This window comes from Streptomyces sp. NPDC014870, assembly GCF_043081505.1.
In the GTDB taxonomy this organism is placed as follows: Bacteria; Actinomycetota; Actinomycetes; order Streptomycetales; family Streptomycetaceae; genus Streptomyces.
Genome location: NZ_JBIBWQ010000009.1, coordinates 378,481 through 395,229, shown reverse-complemented (window position 1 = coordinate 395,229; position 16,749 = coordinate 378,481). Strand labels below are relative to the sequence as shown.

Here is a 16,749-nt window from a genome sequence, read left to right as displayed (position 1 = left end):
GCGTTCGTTTTAGAGGTGTGCTAGCGTCCGTTCCGTTGCTGGATAGAGCGTTCGTTCTAGGGAGCCTTTCATGCGTCAGAACTCCGTCACCGTCATCGGCCTCGGCCCCATGGGGCGCGCCATGGCCGCCGCCTACCTCGACCAGGGGTACGACGTCACCCTGTGGAACCGCACCCCCTCCCGCGCCGACGAGCTCGTGGGCCGGGGCGCCGTGCTCGCGGCCACGCCCGCCGACGCCGTCGCCGCCAACGAGGTCGTCCTCCTCAGCCTCACCGACTACCAGGCCCTGTACGACGTGCTCGGCGGCGTCGACCCGGTGCTCCTCGCCGGGCGGGTCCTTGTCAACCTCAGCTCCGACACCCCGGACCGGGCGCGCGAGGCCGCGGACTGGGCGCGCGAGCGCGGCGCCGTCCAGCTCACCGGCGGGGTCCTCGTACCGCCGTCCGGGATCGGCCGGCCCGGCTCCTCCACCCTCTACAGCGGTCCGAAGGACGTCTTCGAGGCCCACCGCGCCACCCTCGAGGTCCTCGCGGAGGCCGACCACCGCGGCGAGGACCCCGGGCTGGCCGCGCTGTACTACCAGCTCAGCATGGTCATGTTCTGGACCTCCCTCAGCGGCTACTGGCAGGCCCTCGCCCTCGCCGGCGCGTACGGCATCACGGCCACCGACCTCCAGCCGTACGCCCTGCGCGCGCTCGACCTGCAGCAGTTCGTGGAGTTCTACGGGCCCCGCGTCGACGCCGGGGACCACGCGGGAGACGTCGACCGCCTCGCGATGGGACTCGCCAGCGCCGAGCACGTCGTGCACACCGTCGCCGACGCCGGCGTCGACACGGCACTCCCCGCCGCCGTCGCCGAGCTCTTCCGGCGCGGTGTCGACGCCGGGTACGGGGACGCCAGCAGCTCCAGCCTGGTGGAGGTGCTCATGGGCAAGGGCACGGACAAGGGCCGGGAGGGGGACGCCGCCTGACATTTGTCCGAAACGGGCGACCGGCGGCCCGTCCACCGGGCGGGTGCCGCACCTAGACTTGTCGCCCGATGGGCTGATCCATGGACTGCCAAGACCCCAGGGGTGGTTGACGGTGCGTAAGGCGCGCAAGGCCTGGCTGGTGGCCGGTGGGGTCTTCGGCATGTGCCTCGGCTTCGTCGCGCTGCTCGTGGTCGGTACGTACTCCGCCGCCGCCGGCCTCATCGGCGGCGCGGGGGACGCCAAGAACGGCACCGTCGCCCTGGCCAAGGGCGCCGTGCCCGCCGCGTACCAGGGGCTCGTCCAGCAGTGGGGGAACCTCTGCCCGGCCATCAACCCGGCCCTGCTCGCCGCCCAGCTCTACCAGGAGAGCGGCTGGAACCCGAGGGTCGTCTCGCCCGCCAACGCCATGGGCATCGCCCAGTTCATCCCCGGCACCTGGGCCGGGCACGGCATCGACGGGGACGGGGACGGCGACCGGGACGTCTGGGATCCCAAGGACGCGATCCCCTCCGCCGCCAGCTACGACTGCGAGCTCGCCGGCTATGTGAAGAACGTGCCCGGCGACCCGACGAACAACATGCTCGCCGCATACAACGCGGGCGCCTACCGGGTCATCAAGTCCGGTGGTGTGCCGCGGATCAGCGAGACCCAGAACTACGTCCGCATCATCCGGTCCCTGGAGAAGAGCTTCGCCCGGCCCGTCGGCCGCGTCGAGCCCTCGCGGCAGGCCGCGGGCGCGATCTACTTCGCCCAGCAGAAGCTCGGCACCCTCTATCTCTGGGGCGGCACCGGCACCGCGGCGCAGAATGGCCGATTCGACTGCTCCGGGCTGACCCAGGCCGCGTACGAATCCGTCGGGATCCAGCTGCCGCGCGTCGCCAACGACCAGTACAACGCGGGACCCCATCCCTCCCGCGACGAGCTGCTCCCCGGTGACCTGGTCTTCTTCTCCGACGACCTGACCAACTCCCGCGCCATCAGGCACGTCGGCATCTACGTCGGCGGTGGATACATGATCGACGCCCCGCGCACGGGGGCCGTCATCCGCTTCGACAAGATCGACACGCCTGACTATTTTGGTGCCACCAGGGTGACGAAGGACGGCGCCGCGGCGCTTCCCACACATCTGCCGCAGGCCTGACAGACCGTCGACCCCTGGCCGGAACTCTCCGTTAAGCACAGGCCCTGAGCTGCGACGACGTATCACTCTTCGGTAACGTCAGGGCGATCATCGACGGTGAGCGGAACGCACGCGTCAGACGGTTCGTTCGATTCACGTGACAAGGCAAGGGGCAGCAGTGGCTGAACTCGCATCGGATGGTTCCAACCCCGATGTCAGCCTGCTCTACGACATCAACGGGCTGGCGCGGGACGCCCCGCCCTGGTTCGACCGTGTCATGGGCTTCGTGGGCGAGTACGGGATCATGCTCGCCCTCGTCCTCGTCGCGCTCTGGTGCTGGTGGAGCGTCCGCCGGCGGGACACTCTCGGCGACTCCGTCTCCGGCGTCGCCTCGCTCCTCTGGGCCCCGCTCGCCGCCGCAGTCGCCGTCCTCGTGAACGTCCCGATCCGCGGCTTCGTCGAGCGGCCCCGGCCCTTCAACGACCACCAGGGTCTCGAAGTCCTCGTCTCCGGCAAGACCGACTACTCCTTCGTCAGCGACCACGCCACGCTCGCGATGGCCATCGCCGTCGGGGTCTTCATCGCCCACCGCAAGCTCGGCCTCCTCGCGATCGCCTTCGCCTTCGCCGAGGGCTTCTGCCGGGTCTACATGGGTGTCCACTACCCGACCGACGTCATCGGCGGCTTCGCGCTCGGTACGGCCGTGGCGCTGCTGCTCGCCCCCGTCGCCCACGCCCTGCTGAACCCGCTCGTCTCGGCGATCGCCCGCTCCCGGCACGGCGCGCGCCTGGTCCGCTCCCGCAGCGCCGCCGCCCGCTCCGCCGTCCCCGAGGCCCTCGACATTCCCGAGCCCCGCATCGGCTCCGGGCCCGAGGAGAACGACCTCGCCGCGTAGGCGCCCCCCGGCACTACTGGACCGTCTGCTGCGGCGAGTCCGTGTGGGCCGCCGCGTCCGTCCGGGCCTTGTCCCGTGATCTTCGCGCCGGCCCCGCCCAACCGCAGCTGCATCGGGCGACTGCGAAAGAGCCGCGCTCCGTCGTGGTGGCGTGATGCGCGTGATGCGGGGCCTGCTGCTCGTGCACGCATCCACGGTACTGCGCGTGACGGGTGGCCCGAGCCGTCGTTATGCGAATCGGGCGGGTCCCGGACAGGCAGCGGTACGGCGTTGGGGGTTGGCAGGCGATGGCGGTGCGGCGGCGGTACGGGCACAGAGGCGGGGCGTGGGCCGTCGCCGCCGCGCTGATGGCCGGCGGATGCGCCGGACCCGAGGACCCCGCGCCCCCCGGCGGCGACCCGACCGAGACCGTACGGGGCGCGGCCGAGGTGCTCACCCGGGCGGGCACCGCCAAGACGAGCACCAGCATGGAGATGGCCACCGGCGGGACCCGGGTCACCATCCGCGGCGAGGGCGGTTACGACTTCCGGCGCCGTACCGGGCGGCTTCAGGTCGTCCTGCCCAAGGACGCCGCAGGAGCGGACGAGCACCGCCCCGTCACCGAACTCCTCGTCCCCGGCGCGCTCTACATGAAGAACCGCGGCGCGGGTGTCCCGGCCGACAAGTGGGTCCGGGTGGACACCACCACCCTGGACGACGGCAACCTGGTCACCGGTGGGGCCACCGACCCGGGCGCCGCCGCCGAGCTGCTGCGCGGCGCGCAGTCCGTGACGTACGTCGGCCAGGTCGACCTGGCAGGGGTGAAAGTCAGCCACTACCGCGGTGTCGCCGACCTCGGGGCGGCCGCACGGGCCGCCTCGCCGCAGGTGCGCGGCTCGCTCGCCGCGGCGGCGAAAGGGTTCGCCAAGGACACCGTGCCCTTCGACGCGTACCTCGACGCGGAGGGCCGGCTGCGGAAGGTCCGGCACCAGTTCAGCTTCGCCAACAAGGACCGTACGGTCGGGGTCGCGTCGACGACCCTGCTGTACGGGTTCGGCACCCCCGTCGACGTACGGCTGCCGGGTCGCGCGGACATCTACGCCGGGAAGATCGAGGTGTAGCGGGGGCGGCCGGAAGCCACGCGCAGGCCATGGGCAAGCAGGCCATGGGCAAATGGTCCGGACGAGTCATGCGCGGTGCGTGGCGCGCTCCCTACGCTGGGAGACCGACGCCGGCAGGAAGAGGTGAACGCGCGTGGCCCCGCCCAGTACCGCGACCGTGCCCACGGAACAGGACCGCGTCGCTCTCGCCGAGATCGAGCTGTGCGGTGAGCTGATCATCGCCGCGTCGGCGGCCGACGGGGAGCGCCTCAGCGCGGACCGCATCGACGAGGTGCTGCGGGTCGCGGAGCGGGCGACCCCTTCCTGATCGGCCGGATCCTGATCGGCCGGCCGCCCCGGACCGTCAGGTGCGCAACATCCGCGCGATGGCCTTGGTGGCTTCCTCGACCTTGGCGTCGATCTCGTCGCCGCCCTTGGTCGCGGCGTCGGCGACGCAGTGCCGCAGGTGCTCCTCCAGGAGCTGGAGGGCGAAGGACTGGAGGGCCTTCGTGGAGGCCGAGACCTGGGTGAGTATGTCGATGCAGTACGTGTCCTCGTCGACCATCCGCTGCAGGCCGCGGATCTGGCCCTCGATCCGGCGCAGCCGCTTGAGGTGCTCGTCCTTCTGCTTGTGGTACCCGTGCACGCCGTGATCGTGGTCGGTCAGGGGTGCCGTGGCGGGTGCGGTGCTGTCGGGGGTGACCTCGGCCGCCTCGGTGGTCGTCATCGCGTCCTCCCGTTGTCCAGAAAGGGTGTGTATACCCCTCGTGGGTATATGGTACCGATCCCCGCCGATCCGGGCGGGGGCCCGTGCAGATCACTGTGCCTGATGGGCGACACTGAAGGGACGCCGGTTAGCCGTGGCCGGATGATGCGCCTAGCATCAGCCTGACCGAAACCCAGCACCCCGAGGACCCCACGTGCGATTTCGTCTGACCCCCAGGGAGACGAGCTTCTATGACATGTTCGCCGCGTCCGCGGACAACATCGTCACGGGCTCGAAGCTCCTGATGGAACTGCTCGGGGCGGAGCCTTCGGCCCGGGCCGAGATCGCGGAGCGCATGCGGGCGGCGGAGCACGCGGGTGACGATGCTACCCACGCGATCTTCCATCAGTTGAACTCCTCGTTCATCACACCCTTCGACCGTGAGGACATCTACTCCCTCGCGTCCTCCCTCGACGACATCATGGACTTCATGGAGGAGGCCGTCGACCTGGTCGTCCTCTACAACATCGAGGACCTCCCCAAGGGTGTCGAGCAGCAGATCGAGGTGCTGGCCCGGGCGGCGGAGCTGACCGCGGAGGCGATGCCGCACCTGCGGACGATGAACAACCTCACCGAGTACTGGATCGAGATCAACCGGCTGGAGAACCAGGCCGACCAGATCCACCGCAAGCTGCTCGCCCACCTGTTCAACGGCAAGTACGACGCCATCGAGGTGCTCAAGCTCAAGCAGGTCGTGGACGTCCTGGAAGAGGCGGCCGATGCGTTCGAGCACGTGGCGAACACGGTGGAGACCATCGCGGTCAAGGAGTCCTGAGGCTTCGTGGACACCTTCGCGCTGATCGTGACCATCGGTGTCGCGCTCGGCTTCACTTATACGAACGGCTTCCACGACTCGGCGAACGCCATCGCCACCTCGGTCTCGACCCGGGCGCTGACCCCGCGGGCGGCCCTGGCGATGGCCGCCGTGATGAACCTCGCCGGCGCGTTCCTCGGCAGCGGGGTCGCCAAGACCGTCAGTGAGGGCCTGATCGAGACGCCGCACGGCGACAAGGGGATGGGCATCCTCTTCGCCGCGCTCGTCGGCGCGATCATCTGGAACCTGGTCACCTGGTACTTCGGTCTGCCGTCCTCCTCCTCGCACGCGCTGTTCGGCGGCATGGTGGGCGCGGCGCTCGCGGGCGGTACGGAGGTGATCTGGTCGGGCGTGCTCGACAAGGTCGTCATCCCGATGTTCGTCTCGCCGGTCGTCGGTCTCATCGCCGGTTACCTGGTGATGTGCCTGATCCTGTGGATGTTCCGGAAGGCCAACCCGCACAAGGCGAAGCGCGGTTTCCGCATCGCCCAGACGGTGTCGGCGGCGGGCATGGCCCTCGGCCACGGTCTGCAGGACGCCCAGAAGACGATGGGCATCGTGGTGATGGCCCTGGTCATCGCCGACGTCCAGCAGGCGGGCGACGACATCCCGGTGTGGGTGAAGATCGCCTGCGCCGTGATGCTCTCGCTGGGTACGTACGCGGGTGGCTGGCGGATCATGCGGACGCTCGGCCGGAAGATCATCGAGCTGGACCCGCCGCAGGGGTTCGCGGCGGAGACGACGGGCGCGACGATCATGTTCGGCTCCGCGTTCCTCTTCCACGCGCCGATCTCCACCACGCACGTCATCACGTCCGCGATCATGGGCGTGGGCGCGACGAAGCGGGTGAACGCGGTGCGGTGGGGTGTCGCCAAGAACATCATCCTGGGCTGGTTCATCACGATGCCGGCCGCTGCCATTGTCGCGGCGCTCAGCTTCTACGTGGTGCAGCTGTTCTTCGGCTGACGGTCTCCACGCGGGGTGCTGCGCGGGCCCTTGGGGTGGACGGGCTCGGTAGCGTGCACCGTTCACGTGGCGTTGTGCCCACCCGTTCCGCCCTGCGGAACGACTGCCCACAACGCGGCGTACGAAATGGTTGGGCCCGGCTCTCCAACAGGAGAGCCGGGCCCATTCGTCTTGCGGTGGCACCGCCATGCAGCACCGCTAGACGTGTTTATCCGAAGCGGCCGGAGATGTAGTCCTCGGTCGCCTGGACGCTCGGGTTGGAGAAGATGCGCTCCGTGTCGTCCAGCTCGATGAGCTTGCCCGGCTGGCCCACGGCCGCCAGGTTGAAGAAGGCCGTGCGGTCCGAGACACGGGCGGCCTGCTGCATGTTGTGCGTGACGATGACGATCGTGAAGCGTTCCTTCAGCTCGCCGATCAGGTCCTCGATCGCGAGGGTCGAGATCGGGTCGAGGGCCGAGCACGGCTCGTCCATCAGCAGGACCTCGGGCTCGACCGCGATCGCGCGGGCGATGCACAGACGCTGCTGCTGACCGCCGGAGAGGCCGGAGCCCGGCTTGTTCAGGCGGTCCTTGACCTCGTTCCAGAGGTTCGCGCCCTTGAGGGAGCGCTCGACGATCTCGTTGAGCTCGGACTTCTTGTAGCTGCCGTTGAGGCGCAGGCCCGCCGCCACGTTGTCGAAGATCGACATGGTGGGGAACGGGTTCGGGCGCTGGAACACCATGCCGACCGTGCGGCGCACGGCGACCGGGTCGACCCCGGCGCCGTACAGGTCCTGGTCGTCCAGGAGGACCTTGCCCTCGACGCGGCCGCCGGGGGTGACCTCGTGCATGCGGTTGAGGGTGCGGAGGAACGTGGACTTGCCGCAGCCGGAGGGGCCGATGAAGGCCGTCACCGAGCGGGGCTCCACGGTCATGGAGATGTCGTCGATCGCCTTGTGGGCGCCGTAGTACGCGGAGAGGCCGCTGACGTCGATTCGCTTGGCCATATCAATTCACTTCCAGGGGTGGCCGCGTCAGCGGCTGGTCTTGGGGGCCTTCCAGCGGGCGATGCCGCGGGCCACCAGGTTGAGGATCATGACGAAGGCGATCAGGACGAGCGCGGCGGCCCAGGCACGGGACACTGCGGCGTCGGTGCCGACCGCGTACTGCTCGTACACGTAGAGCGGCAGCGAGGACTGGGCGCCTTCGAAGGGGTTCGGGTTGATGAGCTTCGTACCGAACACGAGGAGCAGGACGGGGGCCGTCTCACCGGTGATGCGGGCGACCGCGAGCATGACGCCCGTGGTGATGCCGCCGATCGCGGTGGGCAGGACCACCTTCAGGATCGTGCGCCACTTCGGGATGCCGAGGGCGAGGGAGGCCTCGCGCAGCTCGTTCGGGACGAGCTTGAGCATCTCCTCGGTGGAGCGGACGACGACAGGCATCATCAGGATCGCGAGGGCCATCGCGCCGGCGAATCCGGAGGGCCCGAAGCCCAGCATCAGATTCCAGGTGGCGAGGATGAACAGACCCGCGACGATCGACGGGATGCCCGTCATGACGTCGACGAAGAAGGTGACGGCCCGGGCGAGCTTCCCCTTGCCGTACTCGACCAGGTAGACCGCGGTCAGCAGACCGATCGGCGCGGCGATCAGGGTCGCGATGGCGACCTGCTCGATGGTGCCGAGCAGCGCGTGGTAGACACCGCCGCCGGCCTCGGCGTCGAGGACGCCGTTCATCGAGTGGCTGAGGAAGTACGGGTCGAGGACCTCGAGGCCCTTGCTGATCGTGACCCAGGCCAGCGAGAGCAGCGGGACGACGGCCAGGATGAAGCAGACCCAGACGAGGCTGGTGGCGACGCGGTCCTTGGCCTGACGGCTGCCCTCGACCTTGGAGGTGATGGCGTACGTGCCGAGGACGAAGAACAGCGCGGCGATCAGGCCCCACTGGATACGGCTGTGCCAGCCGGCCGCGAGGCCGAGGCCGACCGCGGCGGCGATCGAGCCGATCGCGATGGCGAACGGGGTCCACTTGGGGAGCCGGGAGTGGCTGAGCGGATCGCGCTTCACGGTGACCTTCACGGGCGGGCGATCCTGTATGGCGTTGTGGCTCATGCGTTGGCCCCCGAGTACTCCTTGCGGCGACCGATGATCCAGCGGGCCGCGCCGTTGACCAGCAGCGTGATGACGAAGAGGACCAGGCCGGAGGCGATCAGCGCGTCACGGCCGAAGGTGTCGGCCTCGTTGAACTTCGCCGCGATGTTCTGGGCGAAGGTGCCGCCGCCCGGGTCGAGGAGGTGGCCCGAGAGGAGGAAGCTCGGGGAGAGGACGACGGCGACGGCCATCGTCTCGCCGAGCGCGCGGCCGAGTCCGAGCATCGAGGCGGAGATGATGCCGGAGCGGCCGAAGGGCAGCACCGACATCCGGATGACCTCCCAGCGCGTGGCGCCGAGGGCGAGGGCGGCCTCTTCCTGCATCTGCGGGACCTGGAGGAAGACCTCACGGGTGACGTTGGTGATGATCGGCAGGATCATGATCGCCAGCAGGATGCCCACGGTGAAGAGGTTGCGGGCGGGGCCGTCGGTGGCCTTGTCGAAGATGTAGGTCCAGCCGAAGTACTGGTCGAGCCACTTGTTGAGGCCGTCGAGGTACGGGACCAGGAAGATCGCGCCCCACAGGCCGTAGATGATGCTGGGCACGGCGGCGAGCAGGTCGACCACGTACGCGAGCGGCTTGGCCAGCTTGCGCGGGGCGTAGTGCGAGATGAAGAGCGCGATACCGATCGCGACCGGCACGGCGATGAGCATCGCGATGATCGACGAGACGATCGTGCCGAAGGCGAGGACCGCGATGCCGAACACCGGCGGGTTGCCCGACGGGTTCCACTCGAAGGTGGTGAAGAAGTTCGTGGAGTCCTTGGAGATGGCAAGGATCGCGCGGTAGGTGAGGAAGCCCGCGATCGCGGCCATGATCACCAGGAGGGTGATGCCGGATCCTCGGGACAGTCCGAGGAAGATCTTGTCTCCCGCGCGCGTCGCGCTCTTGGCGCGGCGGCTGTTTCGTATGGGTGGCGTGGTTGTCGTAACCATCGGTCTCTCCGGTCTGCGGAGCCGTTACTGCGTACGGCTCCTGGCGGCGGTGCACCGGATGCCGGGGCCGGTCCCTCACCCGTGGGTGGTGGACCGGCCCCGGCCGGGGATCAGGACAGGGTGGGGACGATCTCGCGGACCTTGGCCGCGATGTCGGCCGGGAGCGGGGCGTAACCGGCGTCGGAGAGGATCTTCTGACCCTCCTCGGAGACGGTGTAGTTCAGGAACGCCTTCAGGGTCGGCAGGGTCTCCGCCTTGTTGCCCTTGTCGCAGGCGATCTCGTAGGTGACGAGGATCAGCGGGTAGGCGCCCTCGGCCTTGGTGGCGTAGTCGAGGGAGAGCGCCATGTCGGAGCCCGTGCCCTTGACCTTGGCGGCGGCGATGGCCTTGGAGGCGTTCTCCGAGGTGGCCGCGACCGGGGCAGCGGCGCCGGTGTTCAGGCTGACCGTGCTGATCTTGTTGGCGGTGGCGTAGGAGAGCTCGAAGTAGCCGATGGCGCCCTCGGTGTCCTTGACCGCGGTGGCGACACCGGAGGAGCCGTTGGCGGCCTGGCCACCCTGGGCCGGCCACGACTTCGACTTCGGGTCGTGCTTCCAGTCGGCGGCGGCGGCCGTCGAGAGGTACTTGCCCAGGTTCTGGGTGGTGCCGGACTCGTCCGAGCGGTGGAAGGCCTGGATCGTGCTGTCGGGCAGCTTGGCGCCCGGGTTCAGCTTGGCGATCGCCGGGTCGTTCCACTTGGTGATCTTGTTGTCGAAGATCTTGGCGAGGGTGGAGGCGTCGAGGACCAGGTTGTCCACGCCGTCCAGCTTGTAACCGATGGCGATGGGGCCACCGACCATCGGGAGGTTGACGCCCTTGCCGGTCTTGCAGATCTTCGCGGACTCGGCGACCTCCTCCTCCTTCAGCGCGGAGTCGGAGCCGGCGAACGCGACCTGGCCCTGGTTGAACTTGGTGATACCACCGCCGGAGCCGATGGCCTGGTAGTTGACCTCGACACCCTCACAGGCCGCCTGGAAGTTCTTGACCCAGAGGTCCATCGCGCCCTTCTGCGCGGAGGAGCCCGCGGCGAGGAGCTGGCCCTTGGCACCGTCGCACTTGATGTTCGACGCGGCGGCCGAGGTCTTCTCGCCGTTCGCGGGGGTGCCGGTGTTGTTGTCCGAGCCACACGCCGAGAGGACGAGGGCACCGGAGACGACGAGGGCACCGATCGCGGAGGCGCGAAGCCCGTTCATGCGCGAAAGCTTCACTTTCGGGTGTTCCTTCCAGAAGCCGCCAGCCGCGGACCGGGTGTCCTGAACGTTGTACGGCGGTGTGTGTCGGGGTGTGGGCGCGGCGCTGTGCCTGTGCACCCTGTACGACCGAAATTAGGCAGAACAGGTGAAGCGGCCGACGGTTGAGAGTGAACGGAAAGTGAACCGTGCTGTAAGGGCGGGTGCGGTGCCTCTGGGCCGGGCGGGCGGCTGGGGGAGCGCTGGGGGCCGGCTCTCTGCGGATTCCGCGCGGCCCACGTGCCTTTTGGGTGGTACGGCTCGTTGCGATGGTATCGACGACGGTGCAGGGGGTCACATGATCGACACGCGTGATGCGGAGAGGCCGACGAGGACCTTCTCCCGCATCTGCATCGCCCCGGCACTTCTGGAGTGGCTCGACCAAGGTGGCACCGTGGAGGGCTGGCTGCGAGGACGGGTGCCTCTGATCTCATACGCCCGGATCTCCGCCGACAGACTGAGCGGTGACGCCATCGGTGTCACCCGCCAGCACCGGAACAACGCTCGAAGTGCGGAGGGCTTGGGCTGTGCCGTGGTGATGCACTACGAGGACAACAACCTGACGGCGGCCAAGGAGTCCGTCGTGCGCCCGGCCTTCCGTCGCATGTGCCAGGACATCACCCACGGCCAAGAGCGGGATTCAGGGATTCCCGTCCGGGGGTGTGTCAGTGTCGAACGGGAGAGGGTCTATCGCCTCCCTGCCGACTTCGTCGCCTTTCAGGACGCTCTGGTGATGGCCGGTGACGGAGTCTTCATCGAGGGCGCCACGGTGCTGGACATCACCGGGGAAGTCGGCCCGTCCCTTGGTGCGGAGGAAGTGGACCGAGTGCGCACGCGTACGGCCAGGAGTCGCGCGGACCGTGCGGAGGAAGGACGGGTCTACGCGGGGCCTCGCCGTTTCGGCTGGCTCGGAGCATCTCGGAACCCCCTCAGGATCGGCAACAAGCACAGGAACGACGAGGAGTGGCCGCACCTGGTGGTCATGATCAAGGCGCGAGTCGCCGGAAGGTCATGGCGGGGGATCGCCGGCGACCTGAACCGGCAGGGGGTCGAGACCGCACGGGGAGGCCGGTGGTCCGAGCAGGGAGTGAAAGTCCTTGTCAGCAATCCGGCCTGGTGGGGTGGCCGCGTCCTCGACGGTCTCCTGGTGACGGACATCGCGACGGGTGAGCCGGTGATCGGTGAGTGGTTCCACGCCGACGAGGCGCGGGATGGAGTCGGCTATGAGACCTGGAAAGGGATCATGGCCGGGGTGCGAGCGGCCCGTATGCACCGGGGCATGAACCAGGGCGAAGGGGCGCCCGTGCCCCGGCCCGCTGCCGGGGCGGCGGGCCGGACGTACCTCTTCTCCGGCGTTCTCCGATGCGGACGGCTCAACGACCTCGGCGAGGTCTGCCGCTCCAAGCTCTGTGGCAACAAAGCGAGCGGAAGGAACGCGAAGTACGGCGACTACTACCGATGTGGAGACCCCAATTGCAAGGGCGTCGGCCGGAGAGCGCGGCCCGTTGACGACTTCCTCGAAGGTCTGGTCCTCGATCACCTGGAGGAGCACTTCGCAGGCCCACCGGCCGAGCCGGTCGCATGGCGCGGTGAGGAGAAGCTGACCCGGCTCCGCACGACGCGGCGCGGGATCGAAACGGCGGTTGTCACGGGGGAGGCATCATGGGGAGATGGCCGGCATCTGCTCGCGCGAGTCGACCGGGCCATCGCGAGTCTGGAGGCGGAGCGCCACGAGTACCTGGAGGCGCAGACGGCCGAGAACCTCGTGCGCGGGTGGGCCCCCGAGAATTGGGCTCGGATGAGTTCGTGTGAGAAGCGTGAGGTGATCTCTCAGGTGCTCGCTTCGGTACTCGTCCTGCCCGTGCCTGCGGGCGTCAGCGACAAGGCGCCCTTTGACCCCAGCCTGCTCAAGCCCTCGTGGCGACCTACCGGGCCTACGCGCCTTTCCGCGCCGTGAGAAAGGCGTCGAGGAGCTCCTTGTCCCGGGTCCGGGTCAGTCGTGCCCGCGCGGCGGTCGGCGAGAGCCAGAGCAGCCGAGTGACTTCCCGGTTCGGTTCGAACCAGCCGCCCGTGGCCTCAGCCGCCCAGTAGCGGACCACCTTGGGGCGGCCTTGGACTTCGTACCGCACGCTGGACAACTCGATGCCCAGCTCGCACGTCATACCGGTCTCCTCCAGCACCTCTCGTAGGGCACCGGCGCGTGAGTCCTCCCCGCGCTTCAGCTTTCCCTTCGGGTGGGACCAATCGCGCCACTTCGGCCGGAAGATCACGGCGATCTGCGTGCCGCCGCCCCCGTAGGGCATGCGCCGCCACAGTACGCATCCCGCCGCGAGGATCGGGTCGGTTGCGGTCATGACAGGCTCGCCGTGGCGTGCTGCCAGGCGCGTTGGAAGGCGAAGCGGGCGGCCTCGACCTCGTGCCGCTGGTCCGCGTGCAGGACGCCCAGGGCGTACGCGGTCGCCGGGGCGATGCGCGGGGTGCGGGCCGCGCCGGCCGCCGCCGCGGCCGCCTCGGAGGCGTCGCGGTGCCGGTTCAGGGCCCGGCCGGCCTCGTCGAGGACCGGGTCGGGCGGGGCGTCGCCCTGGAGGACCTCGCAGGCGTACCGGTGCAGGCGGAGCAGCAGCCGGGTCTGGTGCCAGGGCGCGTCCTGGGTCTCGCCGGCCGCGAGGGCGAGCGCGTCGGCGTTGTACGGGTGGGCCGCGCGGGCCAGCGGCAGGCCGCCGACCGCGTCGAGCAGACGGCGCTCGACGACCGCGGCCGGCGCGTCGAGGACGTCGACCGCCTGGGCCGCCCCCGCGGGGCCCAGCGGTACCTCGGAGGCCAGCAGCGCGACGGCGTCCGCGACCGCGTGGAAGCGGGAGGAGCCGAGTGCCTGGAGCGCGGCCGAGTGGGCGCGCGTACGGCCCAGGGTGAGCTGGCGTTCCAGGAGGGCGCCGGCCCGGGCGGCGCCGACCGTCAGGCCGGAGCCCTCGGCGCCGCGCGCGGCCGGCACGGGCCCACCGGAACCTGGGCCGACGCTCGACAGGCGGGACAGTGCGTCCACCAGTCGGACGAGCCGGGCGGTGCAGGCGTGCTCCAGGGCGAGCGTCCCGGAGAGCCAGGCCAGCTCCGTACGCAGCTGGTCGGCCCAGGGGGCGTCCAGGAGCGGCCGGAAGGTGTGCAGCGTGCCGCCGATGCGCCGGGCGGCCGCCCGCAGCGCGCGGGCGGCCTCCTCCGCGCCGGTCGTGTCCGCCCCGGCCTCGGTGTGCAGGCGCAGGGCGCGGAGGAAGTCCCCGGCCCGCGCCTGGAGGTAGGGGGAGAGGACCTCTCCCGCCGAGACGCCCGCGGTGACACCTGTGACGGCTGTGACGCCTGCGGTGTCCGTGATGCCTGTGGCGCCCGTGGTGGTGGCGTCCGCGGTGGCCGCAAGGTGGTCAGGGTTGTGCACGCCGGCGCCTCCGCGCGTCGATGAGCATCTCCTGGACGTGCCGCAGCGGCTGGCCTTCGGGGTCGGTCGCGTGCCGCGTCCAGTTCCCGTCCGGGCCGAGGTGCCAGGAGGAGGTGGTGTCGGACATCCCGGTCTCCAGGAGCCGGGTCAGGGCCGCCCGGTGGGCCGGGTCGGCGACCCGGACCAGGGCCTCGATGCGCCGGTCGAGGTTGCGGTGCATCATGTCGGCGCTGCCGAGCCAGACCTCGGGCTCGCCGCCGTTGCCGAAGGCGAAGATCCGGGAGTGCTCCAGGAAGCGGCCGAGGACCGAGCGGACCCGGATGTTCTCGGAGAGACCGGCGACGCCCGGGCGGAGCGCGCAGATGCCGCGGACCCAGATGTCGACCGGCACGCCCGCCTGCGAGGCCCGGTAGCAGGCGTCGATGATGGCCTCGTCGACCATCGAGTTGACCTTGATCCGGACGTACGCCGGGCGGCCCGCGCGGTGGTGGGCGATCTCCTTGTGGATCCGGGAGACCAGACCGTCGCGCAGCGACTTCGGCGCGGTGAGCAGCCGTCGGTAGGTCTCGCGGCGGGAGTAGCCGGAGAGCCGGTTGAACAGGTCGGAGAGGTCGGCGCCGACCTGCGGGTCGGCGGTGAGCAGACCGAGGTCCTCGTAGAGCCGGGCCGTCTTCGGGTGGTAGTTGCCGGTGCCGACGTGCGAGTAGCGGCGCAGCACGTCGCCCTCCTGGCGGACCACGAGCGACAGCTTGCAGTGCGTCTTCAGTCCGACGAGGCCGTAGACGACGTGGCAGCCGGCCTCCTCCAGCTTCCGCGCCCACTTGATGTTGGCCTGCTCGTCGAAGCGGGCCTTGATCTCGACGAGGACGAGGACCTGCTTGCCGCTCTCGGCGGCGTCGATCAGCGCGTCGACTATCGGGGACTTGCCGGAGGTCCGGTAGAGCGTCTGCTTGATCGCGAGGACGTCCGGGTCGGCCGCCGCCTGCTCCAGGAAGGCCTGGACGGAGGTGGAGAAGGAGTCGTACGGGTGGTGCAGCAGCACGTCCCGCTCGCGCAGCGCCATGAAGATGTCGGGCGCGGACGCCGACTCGACCTCGGCCAGGTCCCGGTGGGTGCCGGCGACGAACTTCGGGTACTTCAGCTCGGGCCGGTCCAGGCCGGCGATCCCGAAGAGGCCGGTCAGGTCGAGCGGTCCGGGCAGCGGGTAGACCTCGGCGTCGGAGATCTTCAGCTCGCGGACGAGCAGGTCGAGGACGTACGGGTCGATGGACTCCTCGACCTCCAGGCGGACCGGCGGGCCGAAGCGGCGGCGCAGCAGCTCCTTCTCCAGGGCCTGGAGCAGGTTCTCCGCGTCGTCCTCCTCGACCTCGAGGTCCTCGTTCCTGGTCACCCGGAACATGTGGTGCGCGAGCACCTCCATGCCGGGGAACAGCTCCTCCAGGTGCGCCGCGATGACGTCCTCCAGCGGGACGTACCGCTCGGGGGAGGCCTCCAGGAAGCGGGAGAGCAGCGGCGGGACCTTGACGCGGGCGAAGTGGCGGTGGCCGCTCACCGGGTTGCGCACGACGACGGCCAGGTTGAGGGAGAGGCCGGAGATGTACGGGAAGGGGTGCGCGGGGTCGACGGCCAGCGGGGTGAGGACCGGGAAGATCTGCTGGCGGAAGAGGGTGAAGAGGCGCGCCTGCTCCTTCTCGGTCAGCTCGGGCCAGCGGATCAGGTGGATGCCCTCGTCGGCCAGGGCGGGGGCGATGTCCTGCTGGTAGCAGGCGGCGTGCCGGGCCATGAGCTCGCGCGAGCGGGTCCAGATCAGCTCCAGGACCTCGCGGGGCTGCAGTCCTGAGGCGGAGCGGTTGGCGACGCCGGTGGCGATGCGGCGCTTGAGACCGGCCACCCGGACCATGAAGAACTCGTCGAGGTTCGACGCGAAAATGGCGAGGAAGTTAGCCCGTTCGAGGAGGGGTGTGCTGGGATCCTCGGCGAGTTCGAGCACGCGCTCGTTGAACGCGAGCCAGCTGCGCTCCCGGTCGAGGAAGCGGCCCTGGGGCAGCTCGCCGGAGGAGTCGTCCTCGTAGCCGTCGAGGTCGGCGTCCAGGTCGTGGTCGAGGTTGGAGCCCTGGCCGGGCGAGCCGACCGTCTGCGGACGGTGAGCGGCTATGGAGCCGACGGTGGGCTGCGCGGGGCCCTCGCCCTTCTTCTCGCCGGTCGCGGGCTTCTTCCCGGACGTCCTCGCGGACGCCTTGGCGTTCTTCCCTGCCGCCGTCGCGGAGGGTGCCGCGGACGTCGGGGCGGAAGGGGTGGCGGACGGCTGGACCGGGACCTCGGCGGGCTGCTTGCTCATGGCCCCATTCTTCCGCGCGAAGGGCTGGTCGGGCGCGTCG

Annotated in this window: 16 protein-coding genes; 8 read left to right on the top strand and 8 right to left on the bottom strand. The window is 69.9% G+C overall.

Going from position 1 to position 16,749, the window contains the following annotated elements; translation table 11 throughout:
• Positions 1-70: 70 nt before the first annotated feature.
• From ACF09C_RS26635 to ACF09C_RS26615, 5 genes are all read left to right on the top strand, one after another.
• The gene (locus ACF09C_RS26635) at positions 71-970 is read left to right on the top strand and encodes an NAD(P)-dependent oxidoreductase (protein ID WP_392094929.1); all 900 of its coding nucleotides are present in this window, start codon (positions 71-73) and stop codon (positions 968-970) included.
• Between the two features lie 160 nt (positions 971-1,130).
• Positions 1,131-2,111, top strand: coding sequence for a bifunctional lytic transglycosylase/C40 family peptidase (locus tag ACF09C_RS26630; protein ID WP_362424753.1), 981 nt, complete (start codon positions 1,131-1,133; stop codon positions 2,109-2,111).
• A 157-nt stretch (positions 2,112-2,268) separates the two neighbouring features.
• Complete coding sequence (locus ACF09C_RS26625; RefSeq protein WP_392094927.1) at positions 2,269-2,985, top strand: phosphatase PAP2 family protein; 717 nt, start codon at positions 2,269-2,271, stop codon at positions 2,983-2,985.
• Positions 2,986-3,272: 287 nt separating this feature from the next.
• Complete coding sequence (locus tag ACF09C_RS26620; protein WP_392094926.1) at positions 3,273-4,085, top strand: hypothetical protein; 813 nt, start codon at positions 3,273-3,275, stop codon at positions 4,083-4,085.
• A 133-nt stretch (positions 4,086-4,218) separates the two neighbouring features.
• On the top strand, positions 4,219-4,392 hold the full coding sequence (locus tag ACF09C_RS26615; protein ID WP_362424703.1) for a hypothetical protein: 174 nt from the start codon (positions 4,219-4,221) through the stop codon (positions 4,390-4,392).
• Between the two features lie 36 nt (positions 4,393-4,428).
• Here ACF09C_RS26615 and ACF09C_RS26610 read toward each other — a convergent pair whose 3' ends face one another.
• A complete protein-coding gene (locus tag ACF09C_RS26610) occupies positions 4,429-4,791 on the bottom strand; it encodes a metal-sensitive transcriptional regulator (protein WP_392094925.1) in 363 nt (120 codons plus the stop codon).
• A 193-nt stretch (positions 4,792-4,984) separates the two neighbouring features.
• Here ACF09C_RS26610 and ACF09C_RS26605 point away from each other — a divergent pair, with 193 nt between their 5' ends.
• Both ACF09C_RS26605 and ACF09C_RS26600 read left to right on the top strand, forming a co-directional pair.
• Entirely contained in the window at positions 4,985-5,605 is a 621-nt protein-coding gene (locus ACF09C_RS26605; protein ID WP_392094923.1) for a DUF47 domain-containing protein, read from the top strand.
• A 6-nt stretch (positions 5,606-5,611) separates the two neighbouring features.
• Positions 5,612-6,610, top strand: a complete 999-nt coding sequence (locus ACF09C_RS26600; protein ID WP_392094921.1) for an anion permease — start codon at positions 5,612-5,614, stop codon at positions 6,608-6,610.
• A 208-nt stretch (positions 6,611-6,818) separates the two neighbouring features.
• On the opposite strand, the gene pstB is transcribed toward ACF09C_RS26600, so the two are convergent.
• The 4 genes from pstB to pstS all read right to left on the bottom strand — a co-directional run bounded on the left by pstB (position 6,819) and on the right by pstS (position 10,923).
• Positions 6,819-7,595: a phosphate ABC transporter ATP-binding protein PstB gene (pstB, locus tag ACF09C_RS26595; RefSeq protein ID WP_362424692.1), complete on the bottom strand. Its 777-nt coding sequence runs from the start codon at positions 7,593-7,595 to the stop codon at positions 6,819-6,821.
• Positions 7,596-7,622: 27 nt separating this feature from the next.
• Positions 7,623-8,702 (bottom strand): phosphate ABC transporter permease PstA, encoded by a 1,080-nt coding sequence (gene pstA / locus ACF09C_RS26590; RefSeq protein ID WP_392094920.1) that lies wholly within the window; start codon positions 8,700-8,702, stop codon positions 7,623-7,625.
• Complete coding sequence (pstC, locus tag ACF09C_RS26585) at positions 8,699-9,676, bottom strand: phosphate ABC transporter permease subunit PstC (protein WP_392094919.1); 978 nt, start codon at positions 9,674-9,676, stop codon at positions 8,699-8,701. The genes pstA and pstC overlap by 4 nt, the downstream gene beginning before the upstream one ends.
• A gap of 110 nt (positions 9,677-9,786) precedes the next feature.
• Positions 9,787-10,923 (bottom strand): phosphate ABC transporter substrate-binding protein PstS, encoded by a 1,137-nt coding sequence (pstS, locus tag ACF09C_RS26580; RefSeq protein ID WP_362424683.1) that lies wholly within the window; start codon positions 10,921-10,923, stop codon positions 9,787-9,789.
• A 319-nt stretch (positions 10,924-11,242) separates the two neighbouring features.
• Here pstS and ACF09C_RS26575 point away from each other — a divergent pair, with 319 nt between their 5' ends.
• A complete protein-coding gene (locus ACF09C_RS26575; RefSeq protein ID WP_392094917.1) occupies positions 11,243-12,901 on the top strand; it encodes a recombinase family protein in 1,659 nt (552 codons plus the stop codon).
• On the opposite strand, the gene ACF09C_RS26570 is transcribed toward ACF09C_RS26575, so the two are convergent.
• Genes ACF09C_RS26570 through ACF09C_RS26560 form a run of 3 tightly spaced genes read right to left on the bottom strand, consistent with a single transcriptional unit; the run spans position 12,879 to position 16,709 of the window.
• Entirely contained in the window at positions 12,879-13,298 is a 420-nt protein-coding gene (locus tag ACF09C_RS26570; protein WP_392094915.1) for an NUDIX hydrolase, read from the bottom strand. The two genes, ACF09C_RS26575 and ACF09C_RS26570, sit on opposite strands and share 23 nt — an antisense overlap.
• Positions 13,295-14,311 carry a CHAD domain-containing protein gene (locus ACF09C_RS26565; protein WP_392094983.1) on the bottom strand — a complete coding sequence of 339 codons (1,017 nt, stop codon included), beginning with the start codon at positions 14,309-14,311 and terminating at the stop codon, positions 13,295-13,297. Before ACF09C_RS26565 ends, ACF09C_RS26570 begins: the two co-directional genes overlap by 4 nt.
• A 46-nt stretch (positions 14,312-14,357) precedes the next feature.
• The gene (locus ACF09C_RS26560) at positions 14,358-16,709 is read right to left on the bottom strand and encodes an RNA degradosome polyphosphate kinase (RefSeq protein ID WP_392094913.1); all 2,352 of its coding nucleotides are present in this window, start codon (positions 16,707-16,709) and stop codon (positions 14,358-14,360) included.
• Positions 16,710-16,749: the final 40 nt, after the last annotated feature.